The sequence below is a fragment of the Pseudoalteromonas sp. 3D05 genome (assembly GCF_002723455.1).
GTDB lineage: Bacteria > Pseudomonadota > Gammaproteobacteria > Enterobacterales > Alteromonadaceae > Pseudoalteromonas.
Window position 1 is genome coordinate 284,798 of the sequence record NZ_PDUS01000001.1, and the last position, 13,798, is coordinate 298,595.

General features: G+C 40.0%; 11 protein-coding genes. 4 read left to right on the top strand and 7 right to left on the bottom strand.

Going from position 1 to position 13,798, the window contains the following annotated elements; all coding sequences use genetic code 11:
* Positions 1-79: 79 nt before the first annotated feature.
* Both CSC79_RS01280 and CSC79_RS01285 read right to left on the bottom strand, forming a co-directional pair.
* A complete protein-coding gene (locus tag CSC79_RS01280) occupies positions 80-289 on the bottom strand; it encodes a cold-shock protein (protein WP_058559473.1) in 210 nt (69 codons plus the stop codon).
* Between the two features lie 279 nt (positions 290-568).
* Positions 569-2,071, bottom strand: coding sequence for a sensor domain-containing diguanylate cyclase (locus CSC79_RS01285; protein ID WP_237113935.1), 1,503 nt, complete (start codon positions 2,069-2,071; stop codon positions 569-571).
* Between the two features lie 494 nt (positions 2,072-2,565).
* Between CSC79_RS01285 and CSC79_RS01290 the strand changes: the two genes are divergently transcribed.
* The 3 genes from CSC79_RS01290 to CSC79_RS01300 all read left to right on the top strand — a co-directional run bounded on the left by CSC79_RS01290 (position 2,566) and on the right by CSC79_RS01300 (position 6,003).
* Positions 2,566-4,377, top strand: a complete 1,812-nt coding sequence (locus CSC79_RS01290) for a glycoside hydrolase family 3 protein (protein WP_099293565.1) — start codon at positions 2,566-2,568, stop codon at positions 4,375-4,377.
* A gap of 8 nt (positions 4,378-4,385) precedes the next feature.
* Positions 4,386-5,183, top strand: a complete 798-nt coding sequence (locus tag CSC79_RS01295; RefSeq protein ID WP_099293160.1) for a putative hydro-lyase — start codon at positions 4,386-4,388, stop codon at positions 5,181-5,183.
* Between the two features lie 82 nt (positions 5,184-5,265).
* Positions 5,266-6,003: a 5-oxoprolinase subunit PxpA gene (locus tag CSC79_RS01300; RefSeq protein ID WP_099293162.1), complete on the top strand. Its 738-nt coding sequence runs from the start codon at positions 5,266-5,268 to the stop codon at positions 6,001-6,003.
* 169 nt (positions 6,004-6,172) lie between these two features.
* Here CSC79_RS01300 and CSC79_RS01305 read toward each other — a convergent pair whose 3' ends face one another.
* The 4 genes from CSC79_RS01305 to CSC79_RS01320 all read right to left on the bottom strand — a co-directional run bounded on the left by CSC79_RS01305 (position 6,173) and on the right by CSC79_RS01320 (position 9,298).
* Positions 6,173-7,165, bottom strand: coding sequence for a hypothetical protein (locus CSC79_RS01305; protein ID WP_099293176.1), 993 nt, complete (start codon positions 7,163-7,165; stop codon positions 6,173-6,175).
* A 47-nt stretch (positions 7,166-7,212) separates the two neighbouring features.
* Complete coding sequence (locus tag CSC79_RS01310; RefSeq protein WP_099293178.1) at positions 7,213-7,785, bottom strand: NAD(P)H-dependent oxidoreductase; 573 nt, start codon at positions 7,783-7,785, stop codon at positions 7,213-7,215.
* A 62-nt stretch (positions 7,786-7,847) separates the two neighbouring features.
* Positions 7,848-8,207 carry a MerR family DNA-binding transcriptional regulator gene (locus CSC79_RS01315; RefSeq protein WP_099293180.1) on the bottom strand — a complete coding sequence of 120 codons (360 nt, stop codon included), beginning with the start codon at positions 8,205-8,207 and terminating at the stop codon, positions 7,848-7,850.
* Between the two features lie 710 nt (positions 8,208-8,917).
* Positions 8,918-9,298 carry a VOC family protein gene (locus CSC79_RS01320; protein ID WP_099293182.1) on the bottom strand — a complete coding sequence of 127 codons (381 nt, stop codon included), beginning with the start codon at positions 9,296-9,298 and terminating at the stop codon, positions 8,918-8,920.
* 139 nt (positions 9,299-9,437) lie between these two features.
* Between CSC79_RS01320 and CSC79_RS01325 the strand changes: the two genes are divergently transcribed.
* Positions 9,438-11,462: a S9 family peptidase gene (locus CSC79_RS01325; RefSeq protein WP_099293184.1), complete on the top strand. Its 2,025-nt coding sequence runs from the start codon at positions 9,438-9,440 to the stop codon at positions 11,460-11,462.
* Positions 11,463-12,083: 621 nt separating this feature from the next.
* Here CSC79_RS01325 and CSC79_RS01330 read toward each other — a convergent pair.
* Entirely contained in the window at positions 12,084-13,685 is a 1,602-nt protein-coding gene (locus CSC79_RS01330; RefSeq protein WP_099293186.1) for an isocitrate lyase, read from the bottom strand.
* Between the last annotated feature and the right edge of the window lie 113 nt (positions 13,686-13,798).

Consider the following 13,798-nt stretch of genomic DNA (forward strand, 5'->3'; position numbering starts at 1 on the left):
TGAGCGTGATATCGTCAATTTTTAAGCACAAAAAAAGCAAGCCTTAGCTTGCTTTTTGAATTCTACCTAGAAGGTAAAATTATACAGCAGTGATGTTCTCTGCTTGAGGACCTTTTTGACCTTGTGAAAGAGTGAACTCTACACGTTGGCCTTCAGCAAGAGTTTTAAAACCTTCGCTTTTGATTGCTGAGAAATGTGCGAAAACGTCTGGACCATTTTCTTGCTCGATGAAACCAAAACCTTTAGACTCGTTGAACCACTTAACTGTACCTGATACGATGTTAGACATAGTAATATCCTGATATAAAAATAAAAAATTGCCCATGTGGGCGGGTGTAGCAAAAAATGAGATGGTACTTAAAAAAACTTCAGGACGGTACTACAAGTATTACTTATACAACAACGAAATGGAGATTTATAAATTACATGCTTTCTTTCTAGCTGCGGCCTACTATATAGAGTTATAGAGATTAGTCAAATGTTATCTTTGTATTTGTGCAGATAAATAACTACTTCAGTTATAAAAAACTGAAGAGCATCCTATTTTTAAGCGACTTATGTATCAATACTATTCATATCCAGGGGCAAGCACACATCGATTGCGCCCAATATTCTTAGCTTCGTAGAGTGCTTGGTCGGCATGTTTCAATATAGATTCTATCGGTAATTCATCAGCAGGCCAGCCCGCTATACCGATTGATATATTAATATATCCCACTGGGGGTATCTCTGTTTGTGCAACACTTAAACGGATGCGCTCAGCCAAGGCATAGGCTGTATTTGCATCAGCATTAGGTGAAATAACAATAAACTCTTCTCCACCTGTGCGCGCAACAAAATCACTACTGCGAGTTACATCAGAAACAATTCCCGCCAACGATTGAAGAACAATATCCCCAATGTCATGGCCATACTGATCATTGACGCGTTTAAAGTAATCAATATCGAGCGCTAATACTGCAAAAGAGGTATTAGTATCTATTAATTGCGCCAAAATAGTATCCAGGCTGCGTCGATTATTGAGTCCTGTTAGAGGGTCGGTACGGGCCTCTTGATGTAATGCACCAATTCGATTGTGCAACACAGCAACACCTTTGAGCATTGCTTTACGTAATTCAGCACTTTCAAAGTACCATGATTTCACATTTTTAAGCGCTGAAGATGCAGCGGGATCATCTAACATATTAGCAGTGTGTGCTAAATCGCGTAGAGGGTGTGCTATAAAACGGGCAAGCAGCAAAATGAAAATAAAAGTGGCTAAACCTATTGGTATCGTGCGGTAAAGTACGCTAACCATTAACCCATCAAGCGGCTCGAGTGTTTTAGCTAACGGGCGCTGAGTAATAATCCCCCAATGAGCTTGTGTTAAAGGAGCATAACCGGCCAACACTGTTAAGCCTTGGCTATTTGTTAACTCTTGCGTGCCGCTTTGGCCCTTTAGCACCGCTTCGATGACATTATTATCGTACACATGTTCACCTATACGCGACTTATCAGGGTGATAAAGTAATCGTCTATTTTTATCAACGACATACAAATATGAACCATCTTCATGAAAGTGAATTTGTAGCAAACTATGCAAAATACTGGCTTCTTTTAAATAAATACTGCCACCAACATACCCAAGGTATTCATTGTCTTTGTTAAAAATTGGGTGTGAAATAAAGATAATTAAGTTATTGGCCGCAGAAATATAAGGTTCGCTTATCATGGGCTTTTTGACTAACCGCGCTTGTTTTGCTCCTTGGCTTTGCAGTTGATGACCCTTTAACTGCAAACTCGCTGGTGATACGTCAAGCACTTTGCCTTTTGCCTCAACAATCACCGTCGAATTAAAACTGTTAGTTTGTAGCCTTAAACGCTCGACCTCTTGCTGGTAGGTTGTAACATTATAGAAATCATCAGCAATAACCTTGGCTGAGTAGGCAAGTTGTTGTTGTGCAGCTTGTAAAAATCGATCCGTTGCTAGCCCCAACTTTGCGGCATAAGCACTTTGGCTTTTAAGGGTTTGTAGCTGCAACTGTTGCTTTTGCACTTGATAGCTAGAATAAAAGCCATTCAAAAATGTCACAATGGTGGCAGAGATAGCTAAAAAAAGGATTAACTTTTTTAAGTCTAATTTAACTGTTAAATGTTTCTTGAAGCGATGCAAAATAATACTCAACTTTTACAGTAATTCGCCTTAACATTCCTTGGCTACAAAGTGTACAAATCTTAGCAAAATGTATTAATAAAAGCTATGACAAGCATACCTACAGTTGATTTAGAACAAAAACTCAAGTAATTACTCCCACTTTGTTCAACATATACTTTTTTGATATTTTAATCGTACTCTACGCTATGATCCGTTAGTTTTTAAGCTAGGTTTTAGGATAGAATTAATAAGATATTGCTTTATTCATTTACAGCTGATTATCGAAGCAACTAAAGTTGTAGCAGCGTAAATCATTCAATTTTTAAAGTTTAAAGTCTCTCTGTCACATAGCTTTAAACAAGACAGCTTTGGAGCTAATAGTGTTAACTAAGCTTGCCATTACATCAATTACCTTTGGATTAGGGTGCATTATTTCAATGAAATCGACTATCGCAGCAACAAACTTAACGCTTGAACAACAAATTGGTCAAAAGCTGATGCTTGATTTTCGTTATTACTGTGAGAAAGGCAGTAAAAATAGATGTCGCCAGCCAATGACTGAACTTCCTCAAGATTTAGCGCAAACGATCACCCAACATAATATAGGTGGCGTTATTCTTTTTGCTGAAAACATTGAAAATGTTGCACAAATTGTAAAGCTCAATAATCAAATGCAACAAGCCGCAGCCAAATCAACTTTACGCGCCCCGTTATTTATATCAATAGATCAAGAAGGTGGACGTGTTGCTAGGATACCGCGTCATATAGGCACTTCATTTACCGGTAACATGTCTATCGGCGCTACTTACCCTTCGCACGGTACAAAGTTTGCTTCACAATCAGCGCACGTAATTGCTGATGAGCTCAAAGCAATTGGTGTCAACGTCAATTACGCGCCTACAATTGACGTGAATATTAATCCTGATAATCCTGTTATCAATGTGCGTTCATACAGCGAAGATCCAACTTTAGTTGGTATACTTGGTGGCGCACAAGTAGCTGCTTTTGAAGATAACGGTGTAATCACGTCGCTTAAACATTTTCCAGGCCACGGGGATACAAACGTGGACAGTCATACTGGTCTGCCTAGAGTCAAGCACGATAAAAATACAATTTGGCAGCAAGATTTACCACCATTTAAAGATATTATTAAAAGCCAAAATCCTGGCATGATCATGACAGCTCATATTCAATATCCCGCGCTTGATGACAGCACTTTTGTAAGTAAAGACGGCAAAACCATGATAAAGCCGGCCACAATGTCACGTAAGATCATAACTGACCTTTTACGGGGTGAATTAAACTACCAAGGAGTTGTTATAACTGATGCACTTGATATGGCCGGGATCAGCCACTTTTTTGACCCCGTTGAAGCCGTCGTGAATACATTTTCGGCAGGTGTTGATATCGCTCTAATGCCAATCGAAATTCGCCAACCTGATGACTTAATTGAGCTAAAAGAACTAATAGAACGCCTTGTTAAAGAGGTAGAAAAGGGTAACTTAGATGCTCAGGAAGTCGCTTTATCAGCACAAAGGATTTTACACCTAAAAGAAAAGTTTAAACTAACCACTGTGCTCGATGAGTCTAGTGCCATTAAAGCAGCGCAACGTACTCTAGGTAAGCCAACGCATCGCGCGGTTGAAGCTCAACTAGCCTTAGCGGCTATCACTGAGGTTAAAAATGAAAACCAAACACTTCCTTTAAAACTAGCTAACAATCTAAAAATACACCTTATTATGCCTGACACGCGAAAGTGTATAGCTCTTGAGCAGGCTATCAAAGAGCATGCCGATAACAGTTATGATTTCTCTTGCACAAGCCTTCAGGGCTTTGATCCTAACACGACACTTAAAGCAATCAATCAAGCAGATGTCATCATTGCTGCAAATGCATCGCCTGCGCAAAGTGCTGTTGAAATTGGCGGTATGGATGATTTAGCTGATGACCCTGAATTTAAGGTTGCTAAATCGGAGCAAGGCGCTGTGCTAGAAAAGCTGTTAAAGCAATCGCAACTGGCGAATAAAAAAACGGTGTTTATTAGTCTTCGTGCTCCTTACGATATTGCAAAATTCAGCCAATATGCTGATGCAATTCTAGCAACTTATGCGTATAACATAGATGTAGATAATAATGTTAAAGTAGCAGGACCTGCTTTTACGGCTCTTGCTAAAGTATTAGTTGGAAAACACATTGCAACAGGTAAATTACCTGTCACGGTAAACGGCTTTAACCGTAATTAGAGGACTCTATGCAACATAACGCTTCACTGACAACCCCTTACGCTATCCGCAACATGATCCGTAATGAAGATTATACAGGCAGTACATCAGGCTTTGTACCCGGCTTCGTGCAGGCAAGTTTAGTGATTTTACCTAAGCGTTACGCATTTGATTTTTTACAATTCTGCCAAGCCAATAAAAAAGCATGCCCTATCATCGCGAGTAGCCAACACCCTGGTGCCGTTAACATTCCTAATGTTGCACATGATTTAGATATCAGAACAGATCTTCCTCGCTACCGGATTTATAAAAAAGGTCAGCTTATTGATGAAGTTACGAATATCAAAGAGTACTGGCAAGATGATTTAGTTAGCTTTTTGATAGGCAGTTCATTTTCATTTGAAGACTCTTTAAAAGACGCAGGCATTGAAATACGCAATGTGACTGAACATAAAAGCGTACCTATGTATATCACCAATATTCCAAGCGAAAGTGCCGGTATTTTTCATGGTAATATGGTGGTTAGTATGCGACCAATGAAACCAGCTGATGCTATTCGTGCAATCCAAATTTGCAGCCGATTTACTGATTTTCATGGCGCCCCCATTCACTTTGGTGACCCTGCCGCTATTGGTATTAAAAATATAAATCGGCCGAACTATGGTGAGTCTGTTAGCATAAAAGAGGGTGAAGTACCTGTTTTTTGGGCATGTGGTGTTACAGCGCAAGTTGCAATTGCTAAAGCTGCACCAGATTTCTGCATTACGCATAGCCCAGGACATATGCTAATTACTGATATTCAAAATGCACATATAGCCTCCTTTTAGTGGCACAGCAGTAAAGAGCCGCCCTGCTGCATGTGAACATTAGTTATGTTTTATTAAATTTATAGACGTTAAGCGAAAAGTTATGAAGCTCAATTGTGATTTAGGTGAAAGTTTTGGTGCATGGCAAATGGGGCTTGATGATCAAGTAATGCCACACATTGATATGGCCAATATAGCCTGCGGCTTTCATGCGGGTGATAGTGACGTGATTGCAAAAACATTAATACTTGCAAAGCAGAACGCTGTAGAGATTGGCGCGCACCCAAGTTACCCAGATAAACAAGGGTTTGGTAGACGCTCAATGAAACTTTCAAAAGATGAGTTAACCAACTGCCTCCACTATCAAATCGCAGCCTTAGAAGGTATGGCGAAAGTACATGGTCTAACATTGGGTTATGTTAAGCCTCATGGCGCACTTTATAATGATATGATGATTGATGACGCTATTTTAAACACAGTTATGGAGGCTGTAGCTCGTTACTCGACTTCATTAAAGTTAATGATTTTAGCAACCAACGAAGCAAAACAGCATAAACAGCTAGCACAACAATATGGCATCACGCTTATTTTAGAAGCTTTTGCAGATAGACAATACACAGACGAAGGCCGCCTAGTATCGCGAAATGAGGCAGGTAGCGTACATAATAAAGCCGCCATGCTGGCTCAAGTAAACCAGCTGCTTAGTGAGGAAACGGTTACAACGAATAGCGGTAAAAAAGTAACCTTAAACGCAGATAGTTTGTGTGTTCATGGCGATAATGCAAATGGCATCGCTTTAATACACGAAATTAAAGCACTGTGTATAAACGCGAAACGTTAATCAGTTAACGGGTTTTTCATACCGCCTGTTTAGCCGCTGGAAACCCCCTTTACAACTTAGTAAAACAAACAAAAACCGCTTTTCATTTTTTAAAATAAATGTGCAGCACTAAAAAAGCAAATAGCACCACACCCTCATGATATTAAAATGGTTATACCTCAAGACCACATTAGTCTTTTTTGCTTTGACTTTGATAAGGCCATATTTCAAGCGTACCATTGCTGTTATGTGTGAAGATTCGCTGGCTGACTTCATCAAACCCGACGGCTAAAATTGAGCTACGTTGGCCTTTTTCCGCCGCACCGTATTCAGCCAATAAATTACCACTGGCAACCTGCCATAAATAAATTTTGCTTTTAGGCGAGCCAGTTAAAAACCATTTATCATTATTAATGAACTGTGAGTCGTTAAACTCAATAAAGTTAGCAAAGATATTTAGTTCCGCTAGTTCTTCACCTGACTTTAAATCAAGAAAAATGCGATCATCCACAGAGTCAATCGCAAAACCTATGCTACCTTGTTCATTCATACTGACATGGTTAACGCGTGTCGCAAGTTTATATTCTTGCAAAATTTTACCATTAGCGGTTGACCACAAATAAGCATGTTTATCACTTGAGCCACTTAACGCAGTGCCCCCATCAGCTGATAGGGCTACAGAATTAATATCAAGTCGATGGATTTTAAATACCGTATTGTGTTTAGTTTGTGTATTGATCACATCCGCTTCGCCAGTGCGATAGCCAACGAGTAATAAATGCCCATCAGCAGATATAGCAATGTCGCGCGCTATATTTTGACCTGTAGACCAACTGCCAATTAACTGCCCTGTTTGCACTGAAAAAACATGTATTGCCATTCTATTTGAGATATAGAATGTGGTTTTGTCGTCACTCAACCCGACTAACTCAACATAATTAGCGTCATCACCAGTGATACATTCAAAGATAAGTGTATTGTTGGTATTGTCCCATACACACACTTTGCCGTGCTCTGATACAACACTCAGCTGCCCATCACTAGACACTGCTGCGGATTCTACGGTTTCGTCTGTATGTTGAAACTGTGATATAGGTGGAGATTCAAAAACAGCTTCGCCTGAACAGGCTGCAAGTGTTAGTAAGCTGCCTATGAAAATTAGTTTTGCAATACGTAACTGCACGCTGATCCTCTTTTATTATTGTTATTCATTTATTTAAAGCAATATTCTCATTTCATTGCCTTTTTTGCTATCTGCTTTAGCCACTTTTTACGTTGCTCAGGGGATGACGTTACAATAGGCCCAATATAATCTGTTGAACGCACATTGATACCACAAAATCCTAAAATAGTGTGTTTGAGCTGCTTTTTAACCGGGCTGCCTTGGATAAAGCGATAATACCAAGCTGGTGTGTCCAGGGTTAAAATGATCTCTGCAGTACGCCCCTTCAGCAGCTTGTCGGGAATTGTTTTATTTGGCTGATATTGAAAAGCAAATCCAGGTAAAAACGTTCGATCAATCAAACCTTTGAACTTTGCAGGCAGGCCACCCCACCAGACGGGTATAAACAACACGATGTGTTCAGCCCTTTGTAACTGTGTTTGAAAATCAACTAAGTCAGCTTCTAACCGTTGTTCCTTTCCATAGCCATTAGTTAAATTGGGATCAAATGTCATAGCACTAAGAGAGAGCGTATGTACCTCACACTCACTATTACAACTTTGACTATAACTCTTTGCTAAAGCGTCGCAAAAGCTAGCTTGTTTTGGGTTTGCATCAATCACTAAAATACGTTTTTTCATACTAACTACTCCATTAAAAGTAGCAGCATACACCCTACCCTAAAGGGTAGAGTCAAGCACCGTTAGCCTAATACTTGGTTATCCAGACAAATCTTTATATCGCGATGATAAAAATCTAGCAGCTCTTTTTGTTGCTCAAGCGCAGTAATATCGATCAATACTTGCTGCTTCTTTTCCTCGAGTAAAGCCATTACGGCAGGCCAATCCAAATCATGTCGACCAATTTTAAGCTGTTTAAGTTGAGCTAAGCTTAGCCCCAATAACTGCGCTCGTTTTATTAATGTGACAAACTCTACATCAGCGTTTTCATAAATACGGTAACTACCTAGTCGCTTAATGTCACTTAACAAACCAATCGCTTCATAATGCCGAACGGTTTTTACGGATACACCACAACGGGTTGCGATCTCACCAATATACACCCTTCACTCCTTTGTTTTTTCCAAAATATTGATTTAAAAATCAAAACACCAGTTTTATATGCAGCTAATAACTGCGCGTGAGTCATGACTCGAACGCTCAGCATCTACGCCTTAAAAGAGAGGAATATCAGCTGTACTTTTACAAAAACGTTTAAAGCACTTTATTACTTGTTGCTCAGTCAAACCTGATGCTACCCACAGAACAAAACGCTCTTTAATTGCCGTCAAGTGTTTAAAACATATTTGCAGTGAGCACTTCGCGTATCACCCACAGTGTAATTATTTAACCTGAACTCTGGTTAAGAGGTGTACTAATATATTGATATTAAATCACAAATATATTTATTAGTCTCCAGCCGGAGACTTTTATCGATAACAAGGCGAATTTACGCGTCAATAGCTAGCCTATTGAAAGTAAATTCAACGCAGTTAGTGTTGAAAGTAGCCGCTGGAGATAGATTTATTATCCAGAGTTCAGGTTATTTAGATTTTGCTCTTTGTTCACCTATTCACGGTTTAATTTAAATACACTATATGGATGAAATAGGCTGTGATTCCCAGTTCATCCTTTAATAAGCCAAACATTTTCATCAACTCTGAGGGAGGGGTAATATAAATCGATGCTTTAAACCTGTGGGAATTCAATGCTGACTGATTCGTGCATCGTTATAAGATAAGCTGACTGCTATTTTATCACGCGACTTTATAATTTAAGTAGTTTGTGTGAAACAAAATACATTGAGTTTATTGCCATCAAGATCACGAAAATAACCAGCATAAAACCCTGGCATCTCACGTGGTCCAGGCGCGCCTTCATCCGAGGCTCCAAGCTCTATAGCTTTAGCATAAAAGGCATCTACTTGGGCTGGGCTTGAAGCAGCTATGGCAATCATAGTGCCATTGCCTGGCGTAGCAGCTTCGTTATTATGCGGTACCGTTACTGAAAACCCTGGCTGCTCCGAGCCATTACTCCAAGCCACAAATCGGTCATTTTCTAAAAAACGCTGTGCGCCCAACTGAGCTAAAAGTTGATCGTAAAAAGCCACCGCTTTTTCTAAATCATTAGTGCCCACCATCGTGTAACCAATCATAAAAAGACTCCTTTTTTTAAATATGCATTATTAAATTATGCGTTCCACAGCCGTTTGTCCACTTCTTATCGCAATAAGGTATATTTTTCACTATTGTTACTTTATAACTTTAGAGTCTGTTTAATAACAAGGAATAAGAATGAAATTACTTTCCCCTCTTGCGCTGCTGGCTACGTTGAGCTTTTGTAGCGTCGCGGCTCAATCTGATAATACCTTACAATTAGAAAGTGTATTTGATCTTGAATATGCCAACCAAATAGAAATGACCGCTGATGGCGATGTGGTTTATTTTGTCCGTAATAGAATGGATATTAAAAGCGATCGTAAAGTAAGTAATATTTGGTCAGTTAATAGCAGTTCAAAACAACTCCGACCGCTTACTTCTGGTGTGCATATGGATTATTCACCTGTGTTATCGCCAGATGAATCGCGCTTAGCATTTATTTCAACGCGTGATGGCAGTAGCCAAATTTATATAAAATGGTTAGATACCGGTGCGGTTGCAAAAATAAGTAATTTAACTCAGAGCCCAGGAAATTTAACGTGGTCGCCAAATGGTCAAAAGCTAGTATTTAGTCAGTTTGTACCTACTGCCAGTGCAAGCCCCGTGTCTTTGCCCGGTAAACCAAAGGGAGCGAATTGGGCCGAGCCAGCAAAATATATTGATGACGTGTATTACCGAGCTGATGGCGGCGGTTACACTCAAAAAGGTTTCCGCCATCTGTTTGAAATTAGCGCCACTGGAGGGAATGCTAACCAGTTAACTACAGGGAACTTTGACCACGGCGGCGCATTGAGTTTCAGTATTGATGGTACAAGCCTTTATTTTTCAGCTAATCGTCATACTGATTACTTATTAAAACCAACAAATTCTGAGCTGTATAAACTTGATCTTCGCTCTTCTGAGATAACCCAGTTAACAGACAGAGTTGGGCCAGATAGCCAACCGCAGTTATCGCCTAATGGTCGTTATTTAGCCTATACCGGTTATGATGATAAAAAAACAAATTATGAAAATACCCGTTTATATATTCGCGACTTAAAGACAGGTGAAACACGTAACTTAACAACTGATTTAGACCGTAGTGTTGAAAAGATAAAATGGTCAACAAACTCCAAAGGTGTTTATTTTACTTACGACAGCGAAGGGCAAACCCTGCTCGCATATCAAGCACGCAGCGGTAAACGTAAAATTTTAACTAAAGATTTAGGAAGCGTTGCATTTGGTCGTCCATACTCTGGTGGTGATTTTGATGTAAACGAAGATGGAGAAGTGGCATTTACGCTTGCAAATACGCAGCGCCCTGCCGATGTAGCCTTATTAAAGCGCGGAAAAACACAGCACTTAACCAAGCTAAACGAGGATGCGCTAGCAAACAAAAATCTCGCTAAGGTTGAAGAGATTTGGGTTAAATCAAGTCATGATGGTTTAGCTGTTCAAGGTTGGGTTGCTTACCCTCCAGGTTTTGATAAATCCAAAAAGTACCCGCTTATTCTTGAGATCCATGGTGGACCTGTGGCCAATTACGGCCCTCATTTTAGTCCAGAAGTACAATTGTTTGCAGCTAAGGGCAGCGTGGTGCTTTATATGAACCCCCGTGGCAGTGACTCATATGGTAAGCAGTTTGCACAAACAATTCATCACAACTACCCAAGCAATGATTTTGATGACTTAATGACAGGCGTAGATGCATTAATTGCAAAAGGATTTATTGATGAGTCTAAATTATTTGTCACTGGCGGCTCTGGCGGTGGTACATTAACAGCATGGGTTGTAGGTCATACTGACCGCTTTGCAGCAGCTGTTGTGGCAAAACCTGTTATCAATTGGATCAGTTTTGTACTAACTGCTGATTACTACCCGTTTTTTGCTGATTATTGGTTTCCTGGTAAACCATGGGATCATATTGAGCATTATATGAAGCGCTCACCTATCAGCTATGTGGGTAATGTTAAAACACCAACCATGCTATTAACAGGTGAAGCTGATTACCGTACGCCAATATCTGAAACCGAGCAATACTACCAAGCTTTAAAACTACAAGGTGTGGACACGGCGATGGTTCGTATTCCTGGGGCATCACATGGCATAACTAAACGCCCTTCTAATTTAATGACTAAAGTCGCTTACATCCAATGGTGGTTTGATAAACATAGTCAATAAAAGTCTCTAGTGGCTAGGTTTAGGTAAACCTAGCCACTATAGGTATTTTATCTTTTGCTATGAGCCACGGCTCACTTATTGTAAACCCCCTTTACAACAGTGATGTAAGTAACTCCTCACATACTCAAAAAAATATCGGACTTTGTAAGTTAATTGAGTTAGTAAAATTTCGGTTTATGACATTTTTAGGTCGTTAAGTTAGTAAAAAATCGGTTTGAGTCACTGTTTACGGCGTTTGAGTTGGTAAAAAAGTGGTTTATCCTCGCTTAGAGTTGGTAAAAAATCGGTTTATATTTTTAGTTTAAAGGGCAATTACAGCTATTTCCTCTCAAAATAGTCCTTATAATCGGCCAAAAAAGCCATTCAACCACCCGTTTGATTAAAAAATAGCGAGCAAAAACGCAGCTGATTAAATTCTGATCCAAAAGTTTAGGCGCAAATTAGCAGCTAGTTAAACTCTGATCCAAATCGTAACTGTCGCACTGCCAGCTAGTTAAATCGTGATCTGAGTGAAGCTAAGCTTTGCATAATCAGCCTTTTTACTTTTTATTATTGGTTTTGCTATCAACGAAAAAAGGGCCTTGCGGCCCTTGTAACATTGTTGACTAGGAAATATAGACTTTAGAACTGGTTCATTGTATTTGCTTCGCCACCGGCTTTCAGTGCATTGTCACCTGAGAAATACTCTTTGTGTGTATCTCCCATATTTGAACCTGCTAAGTCTTGGTGCTTAACAGACGCTTGCTCACGACGAATTTCTTGACGTTGAACATCACGTACATAAGCCAACATACCTAGGTCGCCGAAATACCCTTCTGATAAAATATCGGTGCTAAGCGCCGCTGTATGATAGGTAGGTAATGTGATTAGGTGATGGAAAATGCCCGCTTCTCTTGCACCATCACGCTGGAAGTTTTGTACTAATACATCCGCGGCCTGAGCAAGCTCTGTGCCGTCCATCTCTGGAGCCATAAGCGCTTTGTTGTCGTCAATGCTTGGGTAAGCTGATAAATCTCGTCCTGCATCTTGCCATTCTTGATACACTTGCTCACGGAATTTCAGTGTCCAGTTGAACGAAGGAGAGTTGTTATAAACAAGTTTTGCATCAGGTACTTGCTCTTTAACTCGGTTTACTAGCTCTGCAATTTGCTTAACATGTGGTTTTTCAGTTTCAATCCACAACAGATCTGCCCCTGATTGAAGGCTTGTAACACAGTCTAATACTACGCGGTCTTTTTCAGTGCCTTCACGGAATTGGTACAAACCGTTTTCTAGACGGGTTGGTTTACAAAGTTGACCGTTTAGCTTCATCGCGGTATCGCCTTCATTTAAGTCTTCAACTCCATTAATTGGCGTCGTTTCTAAAAATGCGTTGTATTGGCTCGCTAAATCCCCAGGCGTTTGTGATACAGGTACTTTTTGCGTTAAACTTGCGCCAAGTGAGTCGGTACGAGCAACAATAACACCGTTATCAATACCCAATTCTAAAAAGGCATAACGAACAGCGTTAATTTTTGCTAAAAAGTCTTCATGCGGTACTGTTACTTTACCTGCTTGGTGACCACATTGTTTTGCATCAGATACTTGGTTTTCGATTTGAATGGCACACGCACCTGCCTCAATCATCTTTTTAGCCAGTAAATATGTTGCTTCTTCATTACCAAAACCGGCATCAATATCTGCAATGATAGGCACTACATGGCTTTCAAAATTGTTAATTTTGTCAAGTACTGCCTGCACATCACCACCATTTGCTTTTGCAGCATCAAGGTCTTTAAATAAATGGTCAAGCTCACGGGCATCAGCTTGTTTTAAAAAGGTATAAATTTCTTCAATCAACGCAGGCACTGAAGTTTTCTCGTGCATACTTTGGTCTGGTAATGGGCCAAACTCAGAACGAAGAGCAGCAACCATCCAACCACTTAAGTATACATAACTGCGCTTAGTCGTTTTTTGGTGGCGCTTAATAGCCATCATCATTTGCTGTGCAGTAAAACCATGCCAACAACCAAGTGATTGAGTGTATTGACTTGTGTCTGCATCATAAGCAGCCATGTCTTCACGCATTATGTCAGCAGTAAATTGAGCAATATCAAGCCCGGTACGAAAGCGGTTTTGTAAGCGCATGCGACTTGCATACTCAGGGTTAATTGCCTGCCATGTTTTGCCCTGTGTTTCGCAAAGTGTTGCTAGGGTGTCTGTGTGCTGTTGATATGTACTCATAATAAAAATCCTTTGAACGGGTTAAGCTAATATTTATTTTGTTGTGAGAGTGGCTAGGAGAGTTTGCTCCTTAGCGGTTAACTAAACATTAGGCGGATTTTTATGATTTAGTA